23 protein-coding genes and 1 other RNA gene are annotated in these 24,940 nt (G+C 66.7%); 15 read left to right on the forward strand and 9 right to left on the reverse strand.

The annotated features are described in order from the left end of the window. From WT24_RS13405 to trxA, 7 genes are all read right to left on the reverse strand, one after another. The gene (locus WT24_RS13405; protein ID WP_156441789.1) at positions 1–1,833 is read right to left on the reverse strand and encodes a glycosyltransferase family 39 protein; all 1,833 of its coding nucleotides are present in this window, start codon (positions 1,831–1,833) and stop codon (positions 1–3) included. 143 nt (positions 1,834–1,976) lie between these two features. Continuing rightward, complete coding sequence (locus tag WT24_RS13410) at positions 1,977–2,243, reverse strand: type B 50S ribosomal protein L31 (protein ID WP_011549676.1); 267 nt, start codon at positions 2,241–2,243, stop codon at positions 1,977–1,979. A 157-nt stretch (positions 2,244–2,400) separates the two neighbouring features. After that, positions 2,401–3,234: a zinc-dependent peptidase gene (locus WT24_RS13415; protein ID WP_059504945.1), complete on the reverse strand. Its 834-nt coding sequence runs from the start codon at positions 3,232–3,234 to the stop codon at positions 2,401–2,403. Between the two features lie 38 nt (positions 3,235–3,272). Next, complete coding sequence (locus WT24_RS13420) at positions 3,273–4,829, reverse strand: MFS transporter (protein WP_060033948.1); 1,557 nt, start codon at positions 4,827–4,829, stop codon at positions 3,273–3,275. Next, positions 4,826–5,326: a MerR family transcriptional regulator gene (locus WT24_RS13425; protein ID WP_059504942.1), complete on the reverse strand. Its 501-nt coding sequence runs from the start codon at positions 5,324–5,326 to the stop codon at positions 4,826–4,828. The genes WT24_RS13420 and WT24_RS13425 overlap by 4 nt, the downstream gene beginning before the upstream one ends. A 127-nt stretch (positions 5,327–5,453) precedes the next feature. Further along, positions 5,454–6,716: a transcription termination factor Rho gene (rho, locus tag WT24_RS13430; protein ID WP_006478662.1), complete on the reverse strand. Its 1,263-nt coding sequence runs from the start codon at positions 6,714–6,716 to the stop codon at positions 5,454–5,456. A gap of 195 nt (positions 6,717–6,911) precedes the next feature. Then, positions 6,912–7,238, reverse strand: coding sequence for a thioredoxin TrxA (gene trxA / locus WT24_RS13435; RefSeq protein ID WP_006402348.1), 327 nt, complete (start codon positions 7,236–7,238; stop codon positions 6,912–6,914). Between the two features lie 387 nt (positions 7,239–7,625). Here trxA and ffs point away from each other — a divergent pair. The 10 genes from ffs (at position 7,626) to WT24_RS13485 (ending at position 17,188) form a co-directional block, all read left to right on the forward strand. Next, an RNA gene (ffs, locus tag WT24_RS13440) (signal recognition particle sRNA small type) lies at positions 7,626–7,724 on the forward strand. Positions 7,725–7,851: 127 nt separating this feature from the next. Next, the gene (locus tag WT24_RS13445; protein ID WP_060033952.1) at positions 7,852–10,185 is read left to right on the forward strand and encodes a DNA polymerase III subunit gamma/tau; all 2,334 of its coding nucleotides are present in this window, start codon (positions 7,852–7,854) and stop codon (positions 10,183–10,185) included. 95 nt (positions 10,186–10,280) lie between these two features. Beyond that, complete coding sequence (locus tag WT24_RS13450) at positions 10,281–10,607, forward strand: YbaB/EbfC family nucleoid-associated protein (RefSeq protein WP_006482124.1); 327 nt, start codon at positions 10,281–10,283, stop codon at positions 10,605–10,607. A 31-nt stretch (positions 10,608–10,638) separates the two neighbouring features. Continuing rightward, on the forward strand, positions 10,639–11,235 hold the full coding sequence (gene recR / locus WT24_RS13455) for a recombination mediator RecR (protein ID WP_034207452.1): 597 nt from the start codon (positions 10,639–10,641) through the stop codon (positions 11,233–11,235). 48 nt (positions 11,236–11,283) lie between these two features. Further along, entirely contained in the window at positions 11,284–12,489 is a 1,206-nt protein-coding gene (locus tag WT24_RS13460; RefSeq protein WP_059504938.1) for a CaiB/BaiF CoA-transferase family protein, read from the forward strand. A gap of 217 nt (positions 12,490–12,706) precedes the next feature. Continuing rightward, the gene (surE, locus tag WT24_RS13465; RefSeq protein WP_034207450.1) at positions 12,707–13,468 is read left to right on the forward strand and encodes a 5'/3'-nucleotidase SurE; all 762 of its coding nucleotides are present in this window, start codon (positions 12,707–12,709) and stop codon (positions 13,466–13,468) included. Next, a complete protein-coding gene (locus tag WT24_RS13470) occupies positions 13,465–14,397 on the forward strand; it encodes a protein-L-isoaspartate(D-aspartate) O-methyltransferase (protein WP_059505033.1) in 933 nt (310 codons plus the stop codon). The genes surE and WT24_RS13470 overlap by 4 nt, the downstream gene beginning before the upstream one ends. A gap of 5 nt (positions 14,398–14,402) precedes the next feature. After that, on the forward strand, positions 14,403–15,308 hold the full coding sequence (locus tag WT24_RS13475) for a peptidoglycan DD-metalloendopeptidase family protein (protein ID WP_060033954.1): 906 nt from the start codon (positions 14,403–14,405) through the stop codon (positions 15,306–15,308). An 11-nt stretch (positions 15,309–15,319) separates the two neighbouring features. Further along, positions 15,320–16,408: an RNA polymerase sigma factor RpoS gene (gene rpoS, locus WT24_RS13480; protein WP_060033957.1), complete on the forward strand. Its 1,089-nt coding sequence runs from the start codon at positions 15,320–15,322 to the stop codon at positions 16,406–16,408. Between the two features lie 3 nt (positions 16,409–16,411). Then, positions 16,412–17,188, forward strand: coding sequence for a 3'-5' exonuclease (locus WT24_RS13485; RefSeq protein WP_060033960.1), 777 nt, complete (start codon positions 16,412–16,414; stop codon positions 17,186–17,188). A gap of 31 nt (positions 17,189–17,219) precedes the next feature. Here the strand turns inward: WT24_RS13485 and WT24_RS13490 are convergent, their stop codons facing one another. Then, positions 17,220–18,074 (reverse strand): endonuclease/exonuclease/phosphatase family protein, encoded by an 855-nt coding sequence (locus WT24_RS13490; protein ID WP_060033963.1) that lies wholly within the window; start codon positions 18,072–18,074, stop codon positions 17,220–17,222. A gap of 96 nt (positions 18,075–18,170) precedes the next feature. On the opposite strand from WT24_RS13490, the gene rlmD reads away from it, so the two are divergent. After that, a complete protein-coding gene (gene rlmD / locus WT24_RS13495; RefSeq protein ID WP_373557228.1) occupies positions 18,171–19,694 on the forward strand; it encodes a 23S rRNA (uracil(1939)-C(5))-methyltransferase RlmD in 1,524 nt (507 codons plus the stop codon). A 63-nt stretch (positions 19,695–19,757) separates the two neighbouring features. Here the strand turns inward: rlmD and WT24_RS13500 are convergent, their stop codons facing one another. Further along, complete coding sequence (locus WT24_RS13500; RefSeq protein WP_059790770.1) at positions 19,758–20,456, reverse strand: Bax inhibitor-1/YccA family protein; 699 nt, start codon at positions 20,454–20,456, stop codon at positions 19,758–19,760. Positions 20,457–20,705: 249 nt separating this feature from the next. Between WT24_RS13500 and ndk the strand changes: the two genes are divergently transcribed. From ndk to ispG, 4 genes are all read left to right on the forward strand, one after another. After that, positions 20,706–21,131 carry a nucleoside-diphosphate kinase gene (ndk, locus tag WT24_RS13505; protein ID WP_040144283.1) on the forward strand — a complete coding sequence of 142 codons (426 nt, stop codon included), beginning with the start codon at positions 20,706–20,708 and terminating at the stop codon, positions 21,129–21,131. 55 nt (positions 21,132–21,186) lie between these two features. Further along, on the forward strand, positions 21,187–22,326 hold the full coding sequence (gene rlmN / locus WT24_RS13510; protein WP_059781063.1) for a 23S rRNA (adenine(2503)-C(2))-methyltransferase RlmN: 1,140 nt from the start codon (positions 21,187–21,189) through the stop codon (positions 22,324–22,326). A 163-nt stretch (positions 22,327–22,489) separates the two neighbouring features. Then, positions 22,490–23,512, forward strand: coding sequence for a helix-turn-helix domain-containing protein (locus WT24_RS13515; RefSeq protein WP_060033966.1), 1,023 nt, complete (start codon positions 22,490–22,492; stop codon positions 23,510–23,512). A gap of 112 nt (positions 23,513–23,624) precedes the next feature. Further along, positions 23,625–24,929, forward strand: coding sequence for a flavodoxin-dependent (E)-4-hydroxy-3-methylbut-2-enyl-diphosphate synthase (gene ispG, locus WT24_RS13520; protein WP_034207441.1), 1,305 nt, complete (start codon positions 23,625–23,627; stop codon positions 24,927–24,929). Positions 24,930–24,940 lie beyond the last annotated feature (11 nt).

The following is a 24,940-nucleotide window of genomic DNA, read 5'->3' on the forward strand; positions in this document are numbered from 1 at the left end:
TCAATCGGCCGCCTGGCGGCGCGGCGGACGCCGCTTGACGGGCGTCTTCGGCCGCTCGATGCGCTCGTACAGGCGGAAGCGCTCGTCGCGGTCGGCGACGCGGCGGCCTTCCCAGACGAGACGCCACACGTATTGCGACATCGCGCTCGGCTCGCCGAAGTCGGCGCGGTCCTGGCGCAGGATCACGTCGCAGTCGCCGGAGAAATCGAAGTGCATGTTGCCGAAGTACGCGAAAGTCGCGATCTGCGCGTCGCCGAGCCGCACCGGCGAAATGCATTCGTAGTCGGACGGCAGGTGTACGGCGATCTGTTGCGCGACGTCGCGATAGGTGCGGCCGTAGTTGACGATCGGCAGCCACAGCGTCATCAGCAGCACCCACATCAGCGTGGTGCCCGCGCTCGACAGCACGACGCTGCGCCACAGCACCTTCGGCTGTCGCGAGACGCGCCAGCGCACGAGGAAGCACCAGCACACGGTGACGATCATCGCGCAGACGAACGACAGGATCTTGAAATGCGGCTCGTAGCCGGGCACGAGGCGCGCGAGGTTGCGTGCGAGCGGATGCGGGAAGCCGGTGAGCGACGCGAGCCACACGAGCCACACGAAGGTGCCGAGGATCGTGAAGCTCAGCACGGCGAACCAGTCGATCGCGTTGATCGCGCCGCGCTTGAGGGTCGGCAGCGCGAACGTCGCGAGCACCGCGAGCGGCGGCAGCAGCAGCATGTACATGCGGTTCGATTGCTGGCTTTGCAGGATCACGAGCGCGACGAGCGGCACGGCGACCGACAGCGGAATCGCGATGTGCGCGCGACGGCGCATGCCGGCCCAGCTCCACCACGCCCAGATCGCGAGCGGCCACGCGGGCCACGTGAACAGCGGCAGGTTCTTCGCCGCATAGCCGAGCACGGCCGTCGGCGGGCCCGAAAAGCGCATCAGGCTGCCGTGGATCCACTGGTTGAAGAACCACGCGGCGTCGTCCGGCGCCGTGACGAAGGCGGCGAGCGGCCAGAGCGCGAAGATCGCGGCCGCGAGCGGCACGCCGACCAGCGGCAGGCGCAGGTTGCGCATCTCGGGCGTCACGAGCCACAGCGCGGCCGTGCCCGCGAGCAGCGCGACGACCAGCACCGGGTTGCCGGACAGCGCGACGAGGCCGATCGCGAGGCCCCACCACAGTGCGCCTTGGAGCGGCTTGTCGATGCCACGCACGATCCCGTAGACGAGCATTGCGATCCACGCGAACTGCGCAAGCTGCGGCGTCGTTTCGTGCCCGCGTTCCGCGAGGCCGAAGCAGGCGACGAGCACCAGCAGCGCGCCGTCCGCGAGCGTACGGCCGTAGTCGCGCGGCTCGGGTTCGCCGCCGAATGCATATTTGAACGGTTGAACCTCGGCGCGCCGGCCGAGGAGGTAGGCCGCGTACCAGACGAACGCGCACGCGACGCAGAACAGCACGCCGGTGTCGACGCGCGACGCGTTGCTCGCGTCGACCCACGGGCCGAGGCCGCGGATCGACAGCGCGCCGAGCCAGTAGCCGAGCGGCCCGTCGGTCGTGATGAACTTGCCGACCAGGTTCGGCAGCAGCCAGTCGTGCCAGCCGCCCTTGGCCATCGTCCACATCACGCCGAAGCCCGCCGCATCCTCGTTTTTCCACGGGTCGCGGCCGAACAGGCCGAACGCCGCGTAGACGAAGCAGAGCGTGAGCAGCAGCCAGCGCGGCAGCGCACGCGTGGCGGAGGCGGTGAGACGGACGACAGGCTTCATGCAGATGAGCGATTTGTTATGGGCGGGCGGCCGGCGCGGTCGCGCGCGGTCGAGCCGGTTTCGAGCATCCGGCATTGTAGTCGCGCCCGCTGTTGTGCGTCAGGTCGTTGCCCGGGCGCGGGGTGGCGCCTGCCGGGCGAGCAGAGACAAAAAAGGGCAGCCTGGGCTGCCCTTTCGTGCGGTACCGGTGCGTTGCAACCACCGGATCGGTGCAAAGCTTACTTTGCTGCAGCCTTGCCGTTCGCGCGTGCGCCGAACTTGTTCTTGAACTTCTCGACACGGCCTGCCGTGTCCATGATCTTTTGCTGACCCGTGTAGAACGAGTGCGATTCCGACGACACTTCGATCTTGGCGAGCGGGTAGGTCTTGCCTTCGTGTTCGATGGTTTCACGCGTCTGGATCGTCGAGCGCGTAATGAACTTGAAGCCGTTCGACATGTCTTGGAAGACGACTTCGCGGTAGTCCGGGTGAATGCCAGGTTTCATGATTTTCCTTGGTGATAGCGGTAGCCAACCCGCCGCTTGCCGTGTCGAGCCGCCCCGATGGGAGCGATTCGGCCGCCGTCAAGCCCGGCGCGAGCCACTTGCCTAAGGTCGAAAAACGGCGATTATGCCAGAAAATCAGACGGTTGACGAATAATTTTCATGGCGCGTCGAGTGCGCCGGTGCCGGCCGGATCCTGCCGGTAGTAGCGCGCGAGCAACCGGTACAGCTCCGGAAATTCGGACTCGAACGCTTTCGGCCGCACGAACAGCGCCTCGCTGCACACCGCAAAGAATTCCGACGGGTGATCGGCCGCATAGGGATCGATCAGCGAGTCCCGCTCGAAGCGTGCCCACGCGCGGTCCGGCACCGCGTCGACGCGCGCGCAGAACTGGTCGTACGCGTGCTCGAACACGTCGGCCCATGCCTGTGCGTCGAGATGCGGCGCATGCCAGCGGCGAAAAAGGGGCGGATAGCCGTCGGCCGCGCCGTTGACCATGTCGATCTTGTGCGCGAACTCGTGGATCACGACGTTGTACGCGTCCCGGCCGTCCGTCATCTGCGCGTCTTCCCACGACAAGATCACGGGGCCGCCTTCCCAAGCCTCGCCGCTCGCATCCTGCTCGACCTCGTGGACGACGCCGTCCTCGTCCTGCACGGTCTTGCGGATCACGAATTCGCCCGGATACACGACGACGCCGACCCAGCCGTCGTACAGCGACAGGTCGAGATTCAGCACGGGCAGGCAGGCCTGCGCGGCGATCGCGACGATCATCGCGTCGGTCAGTTCGAGCCCGTGCGCGGTCGAAAACGATTTTTTCGCGACGAACAGGCTCGTCAGCTCGCGCAGCCGGCCGAGCGCGTCGGGCGACAAGGTCGCGAGGAACGGCAGGCGCTCGACGGTTTCGTGCCACAGCGCGTCGGGAATCGGGTGGCTGCGCAGCGCGCGGTCGCGGCGGCGGTCGTCGAACCAGCGGGTCAGTTTCGAAAGCATGGAGGCTGCGGACGAAAATCCAAAGCCTGTCTTTTAACTCAATCGATCTGTTTTTGCCATGCCGCGAAGAGGCCGCCGACGAGCGCCACGCCCGCGAGGAAGTAAAAGCCGTCGAGCGACGTGAGGAACGACGCCTGTTGCGCCACCATCCGCGCGATCGACGCGATCGCGAGGCCGTGCGCATCGTTCGGTGCATGGCCGGCGGCCGCAAAGCCGCGCGTCAGCGCATCGACGGTCTGCTGGAACAGCGGATCGAACGCGTTCGCGCGCTCGACGAGCCGTGTCTGGTGCACGGCCAGCCGGTGCTGCTCGACGATGATCACCGATGACGTCGCGAACGAGATCGTCAGTTGCCGCACGATGTTCTTCAGCCGGTAGCCGTGCGTGTATTCGTCGATCGCGAAAATCCGGAACGTGAGGTTCGCGACCGGCAGCACGATGAACAGCAGCAGCAACCCGCGCAGCAGCAGCGGGACGATCAGCGCGGCTTCGCCGACCTGCGGCGTCATCCGCGTCATCCACAGCGCGGCCGTGACGGCGATCGCGAACCCCGGCACGACGAACCACTTCTTGTGCGTGACGAGTTTCGCGTAGCGCAGGTAGGCGAACAGCGCGGTGGCCGAGATCAGCGACATCGTGCCCACCAGGCGCCCGGCGTTCTCGACCGGGTAGCCGAGCCCGCCCTCGAGGAACCGCGACGTCAGGTAACTGAAGCCCGTCGTCTCGTAGTAATAGAACATGTAGAGCAGCAGCCCGATCTGGAACGTCCGCTCGCGAAACGCATGCAGCCGCACGAGCGGTGTCGGATGATGCCACTGGTGATATGCGAACCACGCGAGCGCGCCGAGCCCCGCGATCGTCAGCACGATCAGCATCGGCGAGCCGCTGTAGAGCTGGTAATGCACCTGCTGCAGCACGATCTGCAGCGCGCCTTGCGCGAGCGCGAACACCACGTACGGCCAGAAGTGTCCGGAACCGCGTTCGTCGTCCGGCGTGCGGCCCGAATCGGGCAGCGTGAGCAACGCGAGGATCGCGAACGCGATGCCGGCCGGCGCCGTGCACGCGAACAGGGCGCGCCACGTCGAATGCGCGACCAGCAGCCCGCCGACGATCGGTGCGAGCGCGCTGCCGAGCAGGATCATGATCAGGAACGCACGCGTCGCGGGCGGCCGTTCCTGAGGCTTGAAGCTGATCTGGATCAGGATCCGGCACGCGCCCATCATCGGGCCGATGAAATAGCCCTGGAAGCCGCGCGCGAACGCGAGCGCCAGCGACGTGTCGGCCAGCGCCGCCGCGATCGCGCCGAGCGAGAACATCAGCATGCATCCCGCGACGTAGCGGCGATGGCCGAGCCGGTCGACCCACCATTGCTGCTGCAGGATGCCGAGCACGGCCGCGACCGCGTAGGCGCTCGACGACCAGACGAGTTCGTCGGGCGACGCGTTGATGCCGCCCGCGATGTAGCTCGCGAAGAACGAGAAGACGGCGTTGTCGAAGTAGTCGATGCCGGTGACGAGCGCGAGGGCCCACGGGAACAGGTCTCCGCGCAGGTTCGCGCGGCTCCACAGCGGCGGCCGGCCGGGCACCGCGTTCATTCGCGATCCTTGCGTGCGCGCCGCGTGCCGGCTTCGGCCTGCCGCTGCGCGATCAGCGCGTCGGCGTTTTCGCCGGCGAGGCGCCGTTCGACGTAGTCGATGTCGTGTTGCAACTCCTTGCGCAGCGCGACGGCCTCCTTCAGCTCGCGCTGAACGGCCGCGATCCGCCGGTCCAGCGTCTCGATCTGCCCGGCGAGGCCGGCGCGGATCTCGCGCAGCGACGCCTCCGAATAGCGGCGCCGGCCGTCTCCTGTTTCTTCCAGCGGGCGCTTCAGCATTTCGGTGATGCCGTGCAGCGAGAAGCCGAGCGCACGCAACCGCAGGATGCGCGCGAAGCGCTCGAGGTCGGCTTCGTCGTAAAGGCGGTAGCGGCCTTCGCTGCGCGACGGCGTAACGAGCCCGCGCTCTTCGTAATATTTGAGCGTGCGCGGCGTGACGCCGAGCCGCGAGGCGGCGTCGCTGACGGTCAATAGCGGGGTGGAGGCATCGTTCGGCATCGGTCAGGGAGATTCGGCGGGACAATGACGCGATTATAGATGAACCTGTACGTTCACGTTCAGGTTTGGATCGAAAAACGGCCGCCGGCAAGGATGCGCGGGCGGCCGTGTCGCAGAGCGGGGGCGATCAGCCGCCGCGGCGCATCAGGTCGAAGAACTCGGAGTTGCTCTTCGTCTGGCGGATCTTGTCGAGCAGGAATTCCATGGCCTCGACTTCGTCCATGTCGTGGATGAACTTGCGCAGCACCCAGATCTTCTGAAGGATCTCGGGCTTGATCAGCATTTCCTCGCGGCGCGTGCCCGACTTGTTCAGGTTGATCGACGGATACACGCGCTTTTCCGCGAGGCGGCGCTCGAGGTGCACTTCCATGTTGCCGGTGCCCTTGAACTCTTCGTAGATCACGTCGTCCATGCGGCTGCCGGTTTCGATCAGCGCGGTGCCGATGATCGTCAGCGAGCCGCCTTCCTCGATGTTGCGCGCGGCGCCGAAGAAGCGCTTCGGACGCTGCAGCGCGTTCGCGTCGACACCGCCCGTCAGCACCTTGCCCGACGCCGGAATCACGGTGTTGTACGCACGCGCGAGACGCGTGATCGAGTCGAGCAGGATCACGACGTCATGCTTCATTTCGACGAGCCGCTTGGCCTTCTCGATCACCATTTCGGCGACCTGGACGTGACGCGTTGCCGGTTCGTCGAACGTCGACGCGATCACTTCGCCGGCGACCGAGCGCTGCATTTCGGTCACTTCTTCCGGGCGCTCGTCGATCAGCAGCACGAACAGGATCACGTCCGGGTGGTTCTGCTTGATCGCGTGCGCGATGTGCTGGAGCATCACGGTCTTGCCCGACTTCGGCGACGCGACGAGCAGGCCGCGCTGGCCCTTGCCGATCGGCGCGATCATGTCGATGATGCGGCCGGTGACGTTCTCTTCGCCGCGCATTTCGCGCTCGAGCGACAGCGGCTTGTTCGGATGCAGCGGCGTGAGGTTCTCGAACATGATCTTGTGTTTCGAGGCCTCGGGCGGCTGCCCGTTGACTTTGTCGACCTTCACCAGCGCGAAGTAGCGCTCGCCGTCCTTCGGCGTACGGACTTCACCTTCGATGGTGTCGCCGGTGTGCAGGTTGAAGCGACGGATCTGCGACGGGCTGATGTAGATGTCGTCGGTGCTCGCGAGGTACGACATTTCCGGCGAGCGCAGGAAGCCGAAGCCGTCCGGCAGCACTTCGAGCGTGCCGTCGCCGAAGATCGTCTCTCCCGTCTTGGCGCGCTTTTTGAGAATGGCGAACATCAACTCCTGCTTGCGCAGGCGGTTCGCGTTTTCGATCTCCAGGCCATTGGCCATTTCGATCAGTTCGGACACGTGCAGAGACTTGAGCTCGGATAAATGCATACGGAGAACCCGCCAGGGAGGAGAAGCGACGAAAGAAAATAAGGGAGGAGGGCGAGCGGAGGCGCTCAGAGACTTAAATGCGTCTTGCCGACGTTTTTTAATTCTAGCATAGGCCGATTCGCGCTTGAGCGAGCGATCGGCGGCTTGACGACGGACGTGTTGCCGACTGACAACACGTCCGCGGAACTGCCGGTATTACAGGTGGCTGTCCAGGAATGCGGTGAGCTGCGACTTCGACAGCGCGCCGACCTTCTGCGCGGCGGCCGCGCCGTTCTTGAACAGGATCAGCGTCGGGATGCCGCGCACGCCGAATTTCGCGGGCGTGGCCTGGTTGTCGTCGACGTTGATCTTCGCGATCTGCAGCTTGTCGCCGTAGTCCTTCGCGACTTCGTCGAGGATCGGGGCGATCATCTTGCACGGGCCGCACCATTCGGCCCAGAAATCGACGAGTACGGGCTTGTCGGACTTGACGACGTCCTGTTCGAACGATGCGTCGCTGATGTGTTTGATCTGTTCGCTCATTGGGTCAATACCTCTTACGGTTCGGGGACTGCCTGCTTGCGCGTTGCGGCGTACCGGCCGCCGTAGGCTGCCGGCCGCTGCGGCAGGTCACTCCGCCTTCCGGAAAGGGGGCGTAAGCGCTGCATGCCGCGGCTCGCGGGTCGTTCGGGCGTCATATTAGCCTAAATTGCTATCTGCTGCGGGCGGCGATAGTAGCCGCTACGCGAGTAGGGGTACGACGCGACGTTCGACCGTTGTGCCATGCAGGTGGAGGCCGGTCCGCGAATTACAAGGGGCGCGCCGCATTCAACGTGTCCGATCGAACGACGTGCCGGTTTGTCCGGCGACATTCGCATGGATGCGAACAAACGGTCGCATTCGTCCGGAAGCAGTGATAGAATATGCCGTGACGGGCCTCCTCGCATGGTGGGGCGGTGAACCTGGTCAGGTCGGGAACGAAGCAGCCACAATCGTTTTCCGCCAGTGCCGAGGGTTGGGCTCGTCACCTTCCTTCTCGCCCCGTTCGCAGGGCGTTTTTTATTTCTGCGTCACACTCCGTTCGACCTGCGCCTTGCCCGTGTTCCGCACCGTTTCGCGTGTCGGCGCGACGCAGCGTTACTGATACAATTTCCCGATGACCTATCAAGTTCTCGCACGCAAGTGGCGTCCGAAGGATTTCGCTTCGCTCGTCGGCCAGGAGCACGTCGTCAGGGCGCTCACGCACGCGCTCGACGGCGGGCGTCTCCATCACGCCTATCTGTTTACCGGAACCCGCGGCGTCGGCAAGACGACGCTGTCGCGGATCTTCGCGAAGGCGCTCAACTGTGAAACCGGCGTCACGTCGCAACCGTGCGGCGTGTGTCGCGCCTGTCGCGAGATCGACGAGGGCCGTTTCGTCGATTACGTCGAGATGGACGCGGCGAGCAACCGCGGTGTCGACGAGATGGCCGCGTTGCTCGAGCGTGCGGTGTACGCGCCCGTCGATGCGCGCTTCAAGGTCTACATGATCGACGAAGTGCACATGCTGACGAACCACGCGTTCAACGCGATGCTGAAGACGCTCGAAGAGCCGCCGCCGCACGTCAAGTTCATCCTCGCGACGACCGATCCGCAGAAAATCCCTGTCACCGTGCTGTCGCGCTGCCTGCAGTTCAACCTGAAGCAGATGCCGGCCGGGCACATCGTGTCGCATCTCGAGCGGATCCTCGGCGAAGAGCGGATCGCGTTCGAGCCGCAGGCGCTGCGCCTGCTCGCGCGCGCCGCGCAGGGCAGCATGCGCGACGCGCTGTCGCTGACCGACCAGGCGATCGCCTATTCGGCGAACGAGGTGACCGAGTCGGCGGTGTCGGGCATGCTCGGCGCGCTCGACCAGACTTACATGGTGCGCCTGCTCGACGCGCTCGCGGCCGGCAGCGGCCCGGAAATCCTCGCGATCGCCGACGAGATGTCGCTGCGCAGCCTGTCGTTCTCGACCGCGCTGCAGGATCTCGCGAGCCTGCTGCACCGGATCGCATGGGCGCAGTTCGCGCCGGGCTCGGTGCTCGACGAATGGCCGGAAGCGGCCGACCTGCGTCGTTTTGCGCAGACGCTGAGCCCCGAACAGGTTCAATTGTTCTATCAGATCGCGACCGTCGGGCGCGCCGAACTCGGCCTGGCGCCGGACGAATACGCCGGTTTCACGATGACGCTGCTGCGCATGCTCGCGTTCGAGCCGGCCGTTGGCGCCGGCAGTGCGCCGGGCGGCCAGCCGTCCGTGCCGCCGCGTGCGGTGCCGGCGCCGACGCCGCGTGCAGCCGCGGCACCCGCCGCTGCGGCGAAGCCGGTATCGGCCGCGCCCGCTGCCGCAGCACGGCCGCCCGCCGCGGCGCCGGCCGCCCAGCCGGCTGCCATCCCGTCATCGGCAGAGTCGGCAGCATCGGCAGCACCGGCAGAGTCGGCGGCACCGGTAGCGTCCGACGCACCAGCTATCGAGCCGCCGCAGCCGGAAGCGAAGGCGGCGCCCGCAGGCGACATGCCGCCTCCCGCGCGTAAGGAACCCGAGCCGCCTGCCGTTGCCGCCGTGCAGCGAAACGACGAACCGGCTCCAGCGGGCGAACCGGCGCCGCGCGCCGCATCGCCCGAGCCCGCCGCCGCGCGGTCGACGGCACGCGCGGGCGGTGCCGCCGCCGCGCTCGACGTGCTGCGCAATGCAGGGATGCGCGTGTCGTCGGACCGCGGCCGCGCAGGCGCTGCCGCCAAGCCGGCGGCAGCCCAGCCGGCTGTCGACAAGCCGGCCGCGCCGCGTCCGGCTGTCCAGGTGCCGACGCCGCGTGCCGTTGCGCGTGCGCCGCAGGCAGCCGATTCGCGTCAGCCGTCGCCGCCTTGGGAAGACATCCCGCCCGACGACTACGTACCGCTCAGCGCCGACGAGATGTTCGGCGGTTCCGACGACGGCTTCGTGCCGGCATTCGACAGCGGTCCCGACGATGTGCGCGTGACGCCGAAGCCGGCGGACGCGCGTCCGGCCGCGCCGATCGACTCGCGCCCGTTGCCGCCGGCGATCGCGCTCGATCCGATCGGCTTCGACGGCGAATGGCCGGCGCTGGCCGCGCGGCTGCCGCTGAAGGGTGTCGCGTATCAGCTCGCGTTCAACAGCGAGCTGACGGCCGTCGATGCGACGGCATTGAAATTGTCCGTGCCGGTGCCGCAGTATGCGGACGCCGCGCAGGTGGCGAAGTTGAAGGCGGCATTGGCCGATGCGCTCGGCAAGCCGGTCGAGGTGAGCGTCGAGGTCGGGCCTGCGCGGCGCACGGCGGCGGCGCTCGATGCGGCCGCCCGCGCGGCGCGCCAGCGCGAAGCCGAGCAGGAGATTCACGGCGATCCGTTCGTCCAGCAGCTCGTGCGCGAGTTCGGTGCGCGCATCGTCGACGGCTCGGTGCGCCCGCTCGCCGATTCGGCGCCGGACGGCGCGCCGCCGACGCTGCATTGAACCGAGCGCCCGTCGACAGGCACAATCACGCCCCGCACACATTGGCCGGCACGCGCCGCGTGCCGGTTTTCACACGATCCAGAAGGAGTATTCCCATGTTGAAAGGCAACCTCGCCGGACTGATGAAGCAAGCGCAGCAAATGCAGGAAAACATGAAGAAGATGCAGGAGCAGCTTGCGCTCATCGAAGTCGAAGGGCAGTCGGGCGCCGGCCTCGTCAAGGTGACGATGACGTGCCGCAACGAAGTGCGCCGCGTGTCGATCGACCCGAGCCTGCTCGCGGACGACAAGGACATGCTCGAGGATCTCGTCGCCGCCGCGTTCAACGACGCGGTGCGCAAGGCCGAAGCAACGTCGCAGGAAAAGATGAGCGGGATGACGTCGGGCCTGCCGCTGCCCCCGGGCTTCAAGCTGCCGTTCTGAGCGCAGCGTCCTTGTCACTGTTTGCCGCCGTATGAAACAGCCGTCCGCCTTGTCCGCGCTCGTCGAAGCGTTGCGCGTGCTGCCCGGCGTCGGGCCGAAATCCGCGCAGCGCATGGCGGTTCACCTGATGCAGCACGACCGTGAGGGTGCCGAGCGGCTCGGCCGCTCGCTGCTGTTCGCGACCGAGCACCTGCAGCACTGCGAGAAGTGCAACACGTTCACCGAAGCGCGGATCTGCGAGGTCTGCAGCGACGAGGAGCGCGATCCGACGCTGCTGTGCGTCGTCGAGACGCCTGCTGACCAGATCATGCTGGAGCAGACGATGACCTACCGCGGGCTGTATTTCGTGCTGATGGGGCGACTGAGCCCGCTCGACGGAATCGGCCCGAAGGAAATCCATTTCGACCGCCTCGTGCGGCGCGCGTCCGACGGCGTCGTCAAGGAGGTCGTGCTCGCGACCAACTTCACGAACGAAGGCGAAGCCACCGCCCACTACCTCGGCCAGACGCTCAAGGCGCGCGGGCTGGCGGTCACGCGCCTCGCGCGCGGCGTGCCGGTGGGCGGCGAGCTCGAGTACGTCGACGCGGGCACCATCGCCCGCGCGATGCTCGACCGCCGCACGATGTAAGCCGGGCGCCGCCTGCCGGCAGCGCCGTTCCTCATGCCAGGGAGACACATGAGCGTCAGCCAGGGCCCGCTCGCGGGCGTCAAAGTGCTCGAATTCGGAACGCTGATCGCGGGGCCGTTCGCGTCGCGGCTGTTCGCCGAATTCGGCGCGGAAGTGATCAAGATCGAGGATCCGAACGGCGGCGACCCGCTGCGCAAGTGGCGCAAACTCCATCCGGAGCAGGGCGGCACGTCGCTGTGGTGGTCCGTCCAGGCGCGCAACAAGAAATCGGTCACGCTCAATCTGAAAGCCGACGCCGGCAAGGCGATTGCGCGGCAGCTCGCGAGCGAGGCCGACATCGTGATCGAGAACTTCCGTCCGGGCCTGCTCGAAAAGCTCGGGCTCGGCTACGACGTGCTGTCGGCCGACAATCCGGGCCTCGTGATGGTGCGCCTGTCCGGCTACGGGCAGACGGGTCCGTACCGCGACCGGCCCGGCTTCGGCGCGATCGCCGAATCGATGGGCGGGCTGCGCCACATCACCGGCTATCCGGATCTGCCGCCGCCGCGCATCGGCATCTCGATCGGCGATTCGATCGCCGCGCTGCACGGCGTGATCGGCGCGCTGATGGCGCTCCATCACCGCAAGGTCAACGGCGGCGCGGGGCAGGTGGTCGACGTTGCACTGTATGAAGCCGTCTTCAACATGATGGAAAGCGTGGTGCCCGAGTACGGCGTGTACGGGATGGTGCGCGAGCGCACCGGCGCATCGCTGCCGGGCATCGTGCCGTCGAATACGTATGCATGCCGCGACGGCAGCATCGTGATCGGCGGCAACAGCGATCCGATCTTCAAGCGGCTGATGAAGGCGATCGAGCGCGACGACCTCGCCGACGATCCCGCGCTCGCGCAAAACGACGGGCGGGTGCCGCGCACGCAGGAAATCGACGACGCGATCGCCGCGTGGCTCGCGCCGCGCACGATCGACGAGGCGCTCGCCGTGCTCAACGCGGCCGACGTGCCGGCCGGGCGCATCTACAGCGCCGCCGACATGTTCACCGATCCGCAGTTCGTCGCGCGCCAGATGATCCAGCATTTCAAGCTGGCCGACGGCACCGACATTCCGCTGCCGAACATCACGCCGAAGCTGTCCGACACGCCGGGCGAAACGCGCTGGCTCGGGCCCGCGCTCGGCGAGCACACCGACGAGGTGCTGCGCGGCCTCGGCTACGACGCGCAGGCGATTGCCGCACTGCGCGAGGCGGGCGCGATCTGAGCGCACCCGGCCTGGCGCTTCGCGCCGGGCTTCTCGGCGATGGTATCCGCGAGGAGATTTTCTCCGCGCGGAAAAGCGGGCGGCCCGGCGTTTTCCCCGGTGTGCAGAACGCCGCCGCGCAGTGCGGCGGCGCATCGCGTGCCCATGCGTATACCCGCCCGTCCACGGTGGCCGGACTGTCGCTCTCGCGCCATCTTTCCTCGGTTACAATCGCCGGATGCGAATCCTACTCAGCAACGACGACGGCTATCTCGCCCCCGGTCTCGCCGCGCTCAGCGAAGCGTTGCAGCCGCTGGCCGAGCTTACGGTGATCGCGCCCGAGCAGAACTGCAGCGGCGCGTCGAATTCCCTCACGTTGTCGCGGCCGCTGTCGGTGCAGCGCGCAGCGGGTACGGGTTTCTTCTACGTGAACGGCACGCCGACCGATTCGGTGCACGTCGCGCTGACCGGGATGGCCGATGCGAGGCCGGATATCGTCGTGTCGGGCATCAACAACGGCCAGAACATGGGCGAAGACACGCTCTATTCGGGGACAGTTGCAGCCGCCACCGAAGGCATCATGTTCGGTGTGCCGGCGATCGCGTTCTCGCTGGTCGACAAGGGCTGGGCCCACCTGGCCGACGCCGCGCGCGTCGCCGCGGAAATCGTCGCGCACTACCTCGCGCACCCGCTGCCCGGCCAGCCGCTGCTGAACGTCAATATTCCGAACCTGCCGTACGACCAACTGAAGGGCTGGCAAGTCACGCGCCTCGGCAAGCGTCATCCGTCGCAGCCGGTGATTCGCCAGACCGACCCGCGCGGTGAGCCGATTTACTGGATCGGTGCCGCGGGCGAGGCGCTCGACGCCAGCGAGGGCACCGATTTCCATGCCGTCGCAAACGGTTTCGTGTCGATCACGCCGCTGCAGCTCGATCTCACGCATACGCAGATGCTGCCCGCGACGCGCGAATGGGCGCGCGCCGGAGGGCGGGCTTCATGAGCGGCGAGCGCGCGAAGCGGTTCCCGCTCGCGCTCGAAGATCTCAAGCGAGCGCCACGCAAGTCGGAAGGTCGGGCCGGTGAACGCCAGGCGGCGGGCGCGATGTCGAAGGCCGCCGACAAACCCGCGGCCGTGCTGAAACCCGTTGCGGTGAAGCCGGCCGCCGTGCGGGCGCCGCTGCCGGGTGTCGCCGCCGCGAAGCCGGCGACCGCACCGAAGCCGACCGTGCTGAAGCCGGCGCTGCCGAAGCCGGCGGCGCCGAGCGTCGCGCCGGCCGGCGCGTTCGCGCTCACGTCGGAACGTGTGCGCGAGCGGATGGTCGAACGCCTGCGCGCGAACGGCGTGACCGATGCGCGCGTGCTGGACGCGATGGCAGCGGTGCCGCGCCACATGTTCGTGGATCCCGGCCTCGCGACGCAGGCCTACGAGGATTCGGCGTTGCCGATCGGCCACCAGCAGACCATTTCAAAGCCGTCGGTCGTCGCGCGCATGATCGAGCTCGCGATGGCCGGCCGCACGCTCGAGCGCGTGCTCGAGATCGGCACCGGTTGCGGCTATCAGGCCGCCGTGCTGAGCCACGTGGCACGCGACGTGTATTCGATTGAACGCATCAAGCCGCTTTACGAGCGCGCGAAGCTGAACCTGCGGCCGCTGCGCGTGCCGAACATCCGTCTGCACTACGGCGACGGGCGTGTCGGCCTGCCGTCCGCGGCCCCGTTCGACGCGATCGTGATCGCGGCTGCGGGGCTCGACGTGCCGCAGGCGCTGCTCGAGCAGCTCGCGATCGGCGGGCGGCTCGTCGCGCCTGTCGGCGCACAGAGCGGGCAGCACCAGGTGCTCACGCTCGTCGAGCGCGTCGCGCACGCGCAATGGCGAGAGTCCCGGCTTGATCGCGTTTTCTTTGTCCCTTTAAAATCCGGAGTGATTTGAAACCGATGAGTATGTTGCGCGCGATGCAAAACAACCGATCCAGGGAACCGCTCACGCTCGCCCAGCGCGCGATCTGTGTGGCTGCGTTCTCCACGCTACTGGCCGCCTGTGCGACGCGGCTCGACAACGCGCCCGTCGTCGACCGCTCCGGGTCGCTCGGCACGACCGCCGCCGCACAGCCCGCGGTGCCGCTCGGCCCGCCGCCGCCGGGCTTCTATCGCGTGAAGCCGGGTGACACGCTGTACCGGATTGCGCTCGAGAACGGGCAGAACTATCGCGACATCGCGTCGTGGAACAATCTGGCGAACCCGAACCAGATCGAAGTCGATCAGTTGCTGCGCGTGGCGCCGCCAGGCGGCGCCGCGGTCGCGGGCGTACCGGCTGCGGGCGCGCCGGCCACCGCGCCGATCGCCGGTGGCACGGTCGCGACCGCACCGCTGAGCAGCGGTCCGGCCACGCCGGCCGCGGGCACGTCGTCCGCACTCGCCGCCACGCCGCCGGCTGCGGCCACTGGCTCGAGCGATACGGCGGCCGCGCCGAGCGGCCCCGTGACGTTCGCATGGCCCGCGCGCGGACCCGTGCTGAACGGGTTCGACGATGCGAAGAACAAGGGAGTCAATATCGGCGGGACGGCCGGCGAGGCCGTGAAGGCGGCGGCAGACGGCCGCGTCGTTTACTCCGGCAACGGTCTGCGCGGCTACGGCAACCTCATTATCATCAAACACGATGCAACTTACCTCACGGCGTATGCACACAATCGCGCTTTGATGGTAAAAGAGGGGGACGCGGTAACGAAGGGGCAGAAGATCGCCGAGATGGGTAACAGCGATGCCGACCGCGTGATGCTGCATTTCGAGGTTCGCCGGCAGGGTAAGCCTGTCGATCCGCTGAAGTATTTGCCGCCTCAATAACCGAGACGACCATGCCGAAATCGAAGCGCCACGAGCCGCAAGCCGAGTCTGAGAAGATCAGTCGTGCCACGCAAGCATCGGTGGGGCGAGTAGCTGCTTCGACGGACGACGAAGATGACGTCGCGGAAAACGAACGTGATCTCGATGTACGCGACGGCGATGCGGACGGTGGCGACGACGAGCGCGAAGGCCGCCCGGAAGTAGCGCCCGACGTCGACGATTTCCGCACGCTGCTGCAGGCCGAGCTCACGGCCGATACGATCCAGCATTACCTGAACCGCATCAGCGTGAAGCCGTTGCTGACCGTCGAGGAAGAGCAGCGCTATTCGCGCCTCGCGAAGGCCGGCGAATTCGAGGCGCGGCAGGTGATGATCGAGCGCAACCTGCGTCTCGTCGTGAGTATCGCGAAGGGGTATCTGAACCGCGGCGTGCCGCTGCTCGACCTGATCGAGGAAGGCAACCTCGGCCTCATGCACGCGATCGAGAAATTCGACCCGACGCGCGGTTTCCGTTTCTCGACCTACGCGACGTGGTGGATCCGGCAGAGCATCGAGCGCGCGATCATGAACCAGGCGCGCACGGTGCGCCTGCCCGTGCACGTGATCCGCGAACTGAATCAGGTGCTGCGCGCGAAGCGCCACCTCGAAAAGAATTCGATGTCGACGGGCGAGGCGGCCGAGCGCCGCGAAGCCAGCATCGACGACATCGCTTATCTCACCGGCAAGACCGCCGAGGAAGTCACCGATATCCTCGCACTCAACGAACACACGGCGTCGCTCGACGCGCCGCTCGACCTCGATCCCGCGAGCAGCCTGCTCGACCTGCTGCCCGACGACCAGAGCCAGTCGCCCGACGCGGAGGTGCAGCACCGCGAGCTCGAAACGTTGACGCGTGCATGGCTGTCACGGCTGTCCGACAAGCACCGGCACGTGATCGAGCGCCGCTTCGGGCTGAACCACATCGAACCGGCGACGCTCGAGGAGCTGGCCGACGAGATGGGGCTCACGCGCGAGCGCGTGCGGCAGATCCAGCAGGAAGCGCTGGTGCGCCTCAAGCGGTTCTTCGCCTCCAACGGCGTGCGCAAGGACGCCGTTCTGTAACCGATGACTCCGATTCTTGTTTTTGACATCGAGACGATTCCCGATGTCGACGGCATTCGCTGTCTGGAAGACCTGCCCGCGACGCTCGACGATGCAGCAGTGGCTGAACACGCATTCGCCGCACGTCGCGAGAAGACCGGCAGCGATTTCCTGCCGCACCACCTGCAGCGGATCGCGGCGATCTCGTGCGTGTTCCGCGACAACAACGGTTTTCGCGTGCGCTCCCTCGGGACGCCGCAGGACAACGAAGCCACGCTGATCCAGTCGTTCTACCGCGTGATCGAGAAATACACGCCGCAGCTCGTATCGTGGAACGGCGGCGGTTTCGATCTGCCGGTCCTCCATTACCGCGCGCTCGTGCACGGCATTCCCGCCACCCGCTACTGGGATCTCGGCGAGGACGACCGCGAATTCAAGTGGAACAACTATATCTCGCGCTATCACTCGCGGCATACCGACCTGATGGATGTGCTCGCGATGTATCAGGCGCGCGCCAACGCGCCGCTCGATGCGCTCGCGAAGCTGTGCGGCTTTCCGGGCAAGCTCGGGATGGACGGCAGCCAGGTATGGCCGGCGTTCCAGGACGGGCGGATCGACGAAATCCGCAACTATTGCGAAACCGACGTCGTCAACACCTACCTGCTGTATTGCCGGTTCCAGTTGATGCGCGGCGGTCTGACGCCGAGCGAGTACGCGGACGAGATCCTGCTCGTGAAGAACGCGCTTGCGCAGGAACCGGCCGCGCACTGGGTCGAATACCTGGCGGGTTTCGACGCGTAGCGCGGGCGGCTCATGCCCGCAATCGGTGCGATCAGGCCAGTTCGAGCAGCACCGGCTGGTGATCGGACGCGCGTACGTCGCCGTCGATCTCGCAGCCGATGACGCGCGGCAACAGTGTGTCGGTCACGAACACGAAATCGCACGCGAGTGGCCCGTCCGACCATTGCGCCGTATCGTAGACGCCGGCCGTCGGCGGCGGCGTACGACCGGGATGCCGTGCGACCCACGCGTCGACGAAACCCGGCGCGTCGGCGATCGGCTCCAGGAAGCGCCGGTACGCCTCGCCGTCGAAGGCGCTGTTGAAATCGCCGCAGACGATCGCATCGCGCGGTTGCCCGGTCGCGCTGAATGGCCCCTCGGCGGTTTCGGCGGGAGCGGGTTGGTTCGCGTGCGCGCAAGCCTCGCGATGCCGGTCGCGCAACGCATCGACCTGTGCAAGCCGCTGGCGCGCCGAGTAATACTCCAGATGCGTGGTGACCACGCGCAACGGCCCGAAGGGCGCGTGTAATTCGATATCGAGCGCGACGCGCGGCATCGACGGCGCGCCGGCGTCGGCCGGCCACGGCAGCGATCGGCGCAGCACGCGCCCGACCGGCAGTCGCGTCGCGATCGCATTGCCGAACTGGCGGCGCGGTGCGTCCGGCCGGACGGCCGGCAGGTCCGCGCCGATGGCGTCGACGATCGTATAGCCGGGCAGCAGCGCCGCGAGTTCGGCGAACTGGTCGGTGCGTGGCCGGCCGGGCAGTGCGTCGAAGCCGCGCGTGACTTCCTGCAGGCACAGCACGTCGAAATCGCCGAGCTGGCGGATGGTCGAGACGGTACGGGAAAGATCGACGACGCCGTCCGCGTCCCGACCCCATTGGATGTTCCAGTCGATCAATCGCATGGTCGAATCTCCTGTTGGGCGGAATGTCGGGGTTTGGGCGTTGCCCCGGCCGGTTTGCGGCTCCGCTCGCCGCACGTGCATCCCGAAGCCGCATGCATGGCGGCGCGGGCGCACCACAGGGCTGTCTGTGCGCAAGTTCGACGCCTGCCTCATCCAAAGCACGCGACGGGAGCCTTCGTCGTCTACAATCTCGCCTTCTTCAACGTTTGTCAGGAAAAGCTGGTGTCCGAAGCCGTCCCCACTTCTGCGCGCAAATCGAAAAACGCGCCCGTCGCGCCCGGGCCTGCCCCGGTTCTCGAGATCGAATCGCTCGACATGGAAGCGCGCGGTGTCGGCCGCACGATGACCGAGGACGGTCAGCCGGGCAAGGTGATCTTCGTCGAAGGCGCGCTGCCGGGCGAGCGCGTGACCTATTCGAGCTATCGCCGCAAGCCGAGCTACGAGCAGGCGACGGTAGTCGACATTCTGCGCCCGAGCGTGATGCGCACGCAGCCGAAGTGCAAATTCTTCGGCACCTGCGGCGGCTGCTCGATGCAGCATCTCGACATGCGCGCGCAGGTGGCGGTCAAGCAGCGCGTGCTCGAAGACAATTTGTGGCATCTGGCGAAGCTGCGTGCGGAAACGATGTTCGCGCCGATCCACGGTCCGTCGTGGGGCTATCGCTACCGTGCGCGCCTGACCGTGCGCAACGTGGCGAAGAAGGGCGGTGTGCTGGTCGGCTTCCACGAGAAGAAGAGCAGCTACGTCGCCGACATGACGAGCTGCGAAGTGCTGCCGCCGCACGTGTCGGCAATGCTCGTGCCGCTGCGCCGGCTCGTCGAAGGGCTGTCGATTCGCGACCGGATGCCGCAGATCGAACTCGCGGTCGGCTCGGCAGTCACCGCACTCGTGCTGCGCGTGCTGGAGCCGATCAACGCGGACGACGAAGCGCTGCTGCGCGCGTTCGCGGACGAGCACCACGTGCAGTTCTGGCTGCAGCCGAAGGGGCCCGACACGGTGACGCCGTTCTATCCGCTCGACGTCTCGCTCGATTACACGTTGCCGGAATTCGGCATCCGCATGCCGTTCAAGCCGACCGACTTCACGCAGGTGAACCACCAGATCAACCGCGTGCTGGTGGGGCGGGCGCTGCGCCTGCTCGCGCCGTCGCGCGACGATCGCGTGCTCGACCTGTTCTGCGGGATCGGCAACTTCACGCTGCCGCTCGCGCGGCTGTCGCGTGAGGTAATGGGCATCGAGGGCAGCGACACGCTGACCACGCGCGCGCTGGCGAACGCACGCGAGAACGGCGTCGACGGCCACACGACGTTCGCATGCCGGAACCTGTTCGAAGTGACGGGCGACGACCTCCGCGCACTCGGCGCATTCGACAAGTTCCTGATCGACCCGCCGCGCGAAGGCGCGCTCGCGGTGTCGAAGGCGTTGGCCGAGATCGCGCAGAGTGGCGCAGGCCCGCTGCCGAAGCGCATCGTCTATGTGTCGTGCAATCCGTCGACGCTCGCGCGCGATGCGGGCCTGCTCGTGCACGAGGCCGGTTACCGGCTGAAGGGTGCCGGGGTCGTGAACATGTTCCCGAATACGTCGCACGTCGAATCGATCGCGCTGTTCGAGCGCGACTGAGCCGGGCGGCGGACGTAAAAAAACCGGCCCGCGGGCCGGTTTTTTCATGGTGCGCCGCGAACGTCAGTTGCGGTTGCCGCCGAAGATGCCGAGCAGTGCGAGCAGGTTCGTGAACACGTTGTACAGGTCGAGGTAGATCGCGAGCGTGGCCGAGATGTAGTTCGTCTCGCCGCCGTTCACGACGCGCTGGACGTCGAACAGCATGTAGGCCGAGAAGATCGCGATCGCGAGCACCGACACGGTGAGCATCAGCGCCGGCAGTTGCAGGAAGATGTTCGCGACCGAGGCGAGCAGGATCACGATCACGCCCATGAACAGCCACTTGCCGAGCCCGGAGAAGTCGCGCTTGCTGACGGTGGCGATCGTCGCCATCGCGGCGAAGATGATGCCGGTGCCGCCGAACGCGAGCATGATCAGCGACGGGCCGTTCGAGAAGCCGAGGATGAAGCTCAGCAGCCGCGACAGCATCAGGCCCATGAAGAACGTGAAGCCGAGCAGCACGAACACGCCGGCCGCGCTGTTTTTGGTCCGCTCGATCGCGAACATGAAGCCGAACGCGATCGCGAAGAACGCGAGCAGGCTCATCATCGGGCTCGTGGCCGCGAACAGTGAGAAGCCCGTCGCGACGCCGACCCAGGCGCCCAGCACGGTCGGCACCATCGACAGCGCGAGCAGCCAGTACGTGTTCCGCAGTACGCGGTTGCGAACCGCGGCGGTGCTGACGGAGTCGCCGCGGCCGAAATTGTACGGATAGTCGTTCATGGTTTCTCCTAACATTGAACGCGTGGGCGTCCGGGGCCGGTTCGGCGCGCGCGATGTGCGGCGCAGCAAACCGGGGCAGCTATGGCTAAGATACGTTCCGTGCCGCGAGGTTTCAATGGATCGGCGGCACAAAACATATGGATTCTGAACCTTTCATTCGTGTAAGGGTTCAATCGCAATGATACACGGGATCGTGCTACAATAGCGGATTCATTTGAACCTGTAACTTCTTAATTTTTTGGAGTTTTTATGGCAATCGAGCGCACCCTGTCGATCATCAAGCCGGATGCGGTGGCAAAGAACGTGATCGGCCAGATCTACAGCCGTTTCGAAGGCGCCGGCCTGAAGATCGTCGCAGCGCGCATGGCGCACCTGTCGCGTGCCGACGCAGAGAAGTTCTACGCAGTTCACGCAGCACGTCCGTTCTTCAAGGATCTCGTCGATTTCATGATCTCGGGCCCGGTGATGATCCAGGTTCTGGAAGGTGAAGGCGCGATCCTGAAGAACCGCGACCTGATGGGCGCAACGGATCCGAAGAAGGCGGAAAAGGGCACGATCCGCGCCGACTTCGCCGACAGCATCGACGCGAACGCCGTGCACGGCTCGGACGCTGCGGAAACGGCAGCGGTCGAAATCGCGTTCTTCTTCCCGGAAATGAACGTTTACTCGCGTTAAGCCCTGGCTGACAGCAAGTAGGCAGGATTCAGCGCACGCGGCAAGGCAGCACATCATGACGAGCGAAACTTCCGTCAATCTTCTCGACTTCGACGCCGAGGGTCTTGTCGCGTACTGCGGCAGCCTGGGCGAGAAGCCGTTCCGCGCCAAGCAGTTGCAGCGCTGGATCCACCAGTACAACGCCGGCGATTTCGACGGCATGACCGATCTCGCGAAGTCCCTGAGGGAGAAGCTCAAGGGCCGCGCATCGATCGTGATGCCGGACATCGTCAGCGATCACGTTTCCACCGACGGCACGCGCAAGTGGCTGATCGACGTCGGAAACGGCAATGCGGTCGAAACCGTGTTCATCCCGGAAGAGACGCGCGGCACGCTGTGCGTGTCGTCGCAGGCCGGGTGCGCGGTGAACTGCCGCTTTTGTTCGACGGGCAAGCAGGGCTTCTCCCGCAACCTGTCGACAGCCGAAATCATCGGCCAGCTCCGGATGGCCGAATTTGCATTGCGAGCGTCGCTGGGCCGCGCGCCCGGTCCGAACGGCAAGGCCGAACGGGTCGTTACCAACGTGGTGATGATGGGCATGGGCGAGCCGCTCCTGAATTACAGCGCGGTCGTGCCCGCGATGCGGTTGATGCTCGACGACAACGCATATGGCCTGTCGCGCCGTCGCGTCACGCTGTCGACGTCCGGCGTGGTGCCGATGATGGACCGCCTCGGCGCCGAGTTGCCGGTCGCGCTGGCCGTTTCGCTGCATGCGCCGAACGATGCGCTGCGCGACGAGCTGGTGCCGCTCAACAAGAAGTATCCGCTTCGCGAGCTGATGGCTGCGTGCCAGCGCTATCTGCAAGTCGCGCCGCGCGACTTCATCACGTTCGAATACTGCATGCTCGACGGCGTCAACGACACCGAAGCGCATGCGCGCGAACTGCTGGCCGTCACGCGCGACGTGCCGTGCAAGTTCAACTTGATCCCGTTCAATCCGTTTCCGGAGTCGGGCCTCATCCGCTCGAAGCCGGAGCAGATCAAGCGTTTCGCGCAGGTCCTCATCGACGCGGGTGTCGTCACGACCGTGCGCAAGACGCGCGGCGACGACATCGACGCCGCGTGCGGGCAACTGGCCGGCGCGGTGAAGGATCGTACGCGCCTTGCGGAACGAACGGGCGCAGCAGGAAAAATCATCGAAGTTCGGGCAGTTTGACGGGGGCGCCTGGCCGGGGTGCCCGAACCCTTTGGCGGTGCAACACGCGAATAGCGATCGGTCGCGGCGCCTCGGCGCCGCGCATGGTATGAACCGTTGCGGATGCCGGCCGGCGGGAGCCGGCGGCAGCCGCCAGTGAAGAAGAATCGACGCGAGGACAAGGATGAGTGAGCCGCAGCCGTCTAACGGCGCAGAGACGAATGCCGCGAAGCCGGCACCGGCGGGACTGGAATCGCTGGCGGCGGTCGGCAGCCGGCTGGCGCAGCTTCGGGAGGCGAAGGGCTGGTCGGTCGACGACGTGTCGGCGCGACTCAAGGTCGCACCGCAAAAGCTCCGGGCGCTCGAGGCCGGCGACATCAGCCATTTGCCCGGCGTGACGTTCGCGCTCGGGGTCGTGCGCAGCTACGCGAAGATGCTCGGCGTCGATCCGGAACCGTTCGCGCAGGCGTTGCGCCGCGAGCGCGGGGTGCCGGAAGTCGACCTGTCGATGCCTGCGTCGTCGGGCACGGATCTGCCGCGCGGCCGCGTGTCGATTCCGCTGGGCGGCTCGTCGCGCCACCATCCGTGGCTGTGGGGAACGGGGATCGTCATCGTCGCGGTGGTCGCCGTACTGATGTGGCACACTGGCGGCGATTCGTCGAGTCTGCTCGCACGCTTGAAGGGCGGCGACGCCGAACATGCGTCGGCCGCGAGCGCGGCGGCGGCATCGTCGTCTGCCGAAGAAGCGGCCGCGACCGGCGCGTCGGCGGCGGTGGCGAATGAGGTTCCGGCCCCGGCTGCCGCATCGGCATCGGCTGCCCCGGCGCAGCCGATTGCGTCGGCTGTTCCGGCGCCTGCGGCCCCGGTCGCGACGGCTGCCGCATCGCAGCCGGTGGCGGCAGCGGCGGCGGCAAGCACGGCCACGCCAGCCCAGCCGGCGAGCGTCGTGGTGGCGGCAGGCCAGTCGATGGTCGAACTGAAGGTCAAGCAGGATTGCTGGTTCAGCGTGCGAGACAAGAACGGCAAGGAGCTGTTCTCGGCGCTGGTGCGTGCCGGCGAAACGAAGCAGGTTGCCGGTGACGGGCCGTTCAAGGTCACGATCGGCAACAAGGCCGGTCTCGACGCGGTTGCGTTCGACGGAAAACCGGTCGATCCGGCAAAATATTCGGCAGCGCGGGGTAACGTGGCGCGGTTCACGTTGCCCTGACGTCAAGCGCCGTGGCGAAGGCCTGCCGTCGATATCGGCAGGCCGTGAGGGCACGGCGCTTTTTCAATTCATGCGCCGCGTTGCGGCGCATTCCGCGTAAATGGATCTATCGATGCAATCCGAAGCTCAATCCCCACGCAGCAGTCAGATTTGTTCAACCGAACCGGTGTTCGGCGGGCATCAGCCGCGCCGTGTATCGCATGCGGTGGATGTCCGCTGGGGCGGGCAACTCGTGACGATCGGCGGCGACGCGCCGGTGCGCGTGCAGTCGATGACGAATACCGACACGGCCGATGCGATCGGCACGGCGATCCAGATCAAGGAACTCGCGAACGCGGGCTCCGAACTGGTGCGCATCACGGTCAACACGCCGGAGGCCGCGGCCGCCGTGCCGGCGATTCGCGAGCAGCTCGACCGGATGGGCGTGACCGTGCCGCTCGTCGGCGATTTCCACTACAACGGCCACCTGCTGCTGCGTGACTACCCGGGCTGCGCGGAGTCGCTGTCGAAGTACCGGATCAACCCCGGTAACGTCGGTCAGGGCGCGAAGCGCGACACGCAGTTCGCGCAGATGATCGAAGCTGCGGCGAAGTACGACAAGCCGGTGCGGATCGGCGTGAACTGGGGCAGCCTCGACCAGGATCTGCTCGCACGCATGATGGACGAGAACGGTGCGCGCGCGCAGCCGTGGGACGCGCAGAGCGTGATGTACGAGGCGCTGATCCAGTCGGCGATCGGCTCGGCCGAACGCGCGGTGGAGCTTGGCCTCGGCCGCGACCGCATCGTGCTGTCGTGCAAGGTCAGTGGCGTGCAGGACCTGATCGCCGTGTACCGCGAACTCGGCCGCCGCTGCGGCTTCGCGCTGCATCTCGGGCTGACCGAGGCCGGCATGGGCTCGAAGGGAATCGTCGCGTCGACGGCGGCGCTCGGCGTGCTGCTGCAGGAAGGGATCGGCGACACGATCCGCATTTCGCTGACGCCGGAGCCGGGCGCGCCGCGCACGGGCGAAGTGATCGTCGGCCAGGAAATCCTCCAGACGATGGGCCTGCGCTCGTTCGCGCCGATGGTGATCGCGTGCCCGGGCTGCGGCCGCACGACGAGCACGCTGTTCCAGGAACTCGCGATGCAGATCCAGACGTATCTGCGCGAGCAGATGCCGGTGTGGCGCAAGGAATATCCGGGCGTCGAGAAGATGAACGTCGCGGTGATGGGCTGCATCGTCAACGGCCCGGGCGAATCGAAGCACGCGAACATCGGCATCAGCCTGCCGGGTTCGGGCGAGAACCCGGCCGCGCCCGTCTTCATCGACGGCGAGAAGGTCAAGACGCTGCGCGGCGAGCGGATCGCCGAGGAATTCCAGCAGATCGTCAGCGACTACGTCGCGCGCAATTACGGCCGCACCGAGGCCCTGAACTAATTCGTCCACAC

The organism is Burkholderia sp. MSMB1078WGS (genome assembly GCF_001528895.1).
In the GTDB taxonomy this organism is placed as follows: domain Bacteria; phylum Pseudomonadota; class Gammaproteobacteria; order Burkholderiales; family Burkholderiaceae; genus Burkholderia.

Coding starts and splice junctions, on each gene's coding strand:
- WT24_RS13405 (WP_156441789.1), bottom strand. CDS start 1,833: ATGCCGGATGCTCGAAACCGGCTCGACCGCGCGCGACCGCGCCGGCCG.
- WT24_RS13410 (WP_011549676.1), bottom strand. CDS start 2,243: ATGAAACCTGGCATTCACCCGGACTACCGCGAAGTCGTCTTCCAAGAC.
- WT24_RS13415 (WP_059504945.1), bottom strand. CDS start 3,234: ATGCTTTCGAAACTGACCCGCTGGTTCGACGACCGCCGCCGCGACCGC.
- WT24_RS13420 (WP_060033948.1), bottom strand. CDS start 4,829: ATGAACGCGGTGCCCGGCCGGCCGCCGCTGTGGAGCCGCGCGAACCTG.
- WT24_RS13425 (WP_059504942.1), bottom strand. CDS start 5,326: ATGCCGAACGATGCCTCCACCCCGCTATTGACCGTCAGCGACGCCGCC.
- rho (WP_006478662.1), bottom strand. CDS start 6,716: ATGCATTTATCCGAGCTCAAGTCTCTGCACGTGTCCGAACTGATCGAA.
- trxA (WP_006402348.1), bottom strand. CDS start 7,238: ATGAGCGAACAGATCAAACACATCAGCGACGCATCGTTCGAACAGGAC.
- WT24_RS13445 (WP_060033952.1), top strand. CDS start 7,852: ATGACCTATCAAGTTCTCGCACGCAAGTGGCGTCCGAAGGATTTCGCT.
- WT24_RS13450 (WP_006482124.1), top strand. CDS start 10,281: ATGTTGAAAGGCAACCTCGCCGGACTGATGAAGCAAGCGCAGCAAATG.
- recR (WP_034207452.1), top strand. CDS start 10,639: ATGAAACAGCCGTCCGCCTTGTCCGCGCTCGTCGAAGCGTTGCGCGTG.
- WT24_RS13460 (WP_059504938.1), top strand. CDS start 11,284: ATGAGCGTCAGCCAGGGCCCGCTCGCGGGCGTCAAAGTGCTCGAATTC.
- surE (WP_034207450.1), top strand. CDS start 12,707: ATGCGAATCCTACTCAGCAACGACGACGGCTATCTCGCCCCCGGTCTC.
- WT24_RS13470 (WP_059505033.1), top strand. CDS start 13,465: ATGAGCGGCGAGCGCGCGAAGCGGTTCCCGCTCGCGCTCGAAGATCTC.
- WT24_RS13475 (WP_060033954.1), top strand. CDS start 14,403: ATGAGTATGTTGCGCGCGATGCAAAACAACCGATCCAGGGAACCGCTC.
- rpoS (WP_060033957.1), top strand. CDS start 15,320: ATGCCGAAATCGAAGCGCCACGAGCCGCAAGCCGAGTCTGAGAAGATC.
- WT24_RS13485 (WP_060033960.1), top strand. CDS start 16,412: ATGACTCCGATTCTTGTTTTTGACATCGAGACGATTCCCGATGTCGAC.
- WT24_RS13490 (WP_060033963.1), bottom strand. CDS start 18,074: ATGCGATTGATCGACTGGAACATCCAATGGGGTCGGGACGCGGACGGC.
- rlmD (WP_373557228.1), top strand. CDS start 18,171: ATGGCGGCGCGGGCGCACCACAGGGCTGTCTGTGCGCAAGTTCGACGC.
- WT24_RS13500 (WP_059790770.1), bottom strand. CDS start 20,456: ATGAACGACTATCCGTACAATTTCGGCCGCGGCGACTCCGTCAGCACC.
- ndk (WP_040144283.1), top strand. CDS start 20,706: ATGGCAATCGAGCGCACCCTGTCGATCATCAAGCCGGATGCGGTGGCA.
- rlmN (WP_059781063.1), top strand. CDS start 21,187: ATGACGAGCGAAACTTCCGTCAATCTTCTCGACTTCGACGCCGAGGGT.
- WT24_RS13515 (WP_060033966.1), top strand. CDS start 22,490: ATGAGTGAGCCGCAGCCGTCTAACGGCGCAGAGACGAATGCCGCGAAG.
- ispG (WP_034207441.1), top strand. CDS start 23,625: ATGCAATCCGAAGCTCAATCCCCACGCAGCAGTCAGATTTGTTCAACC.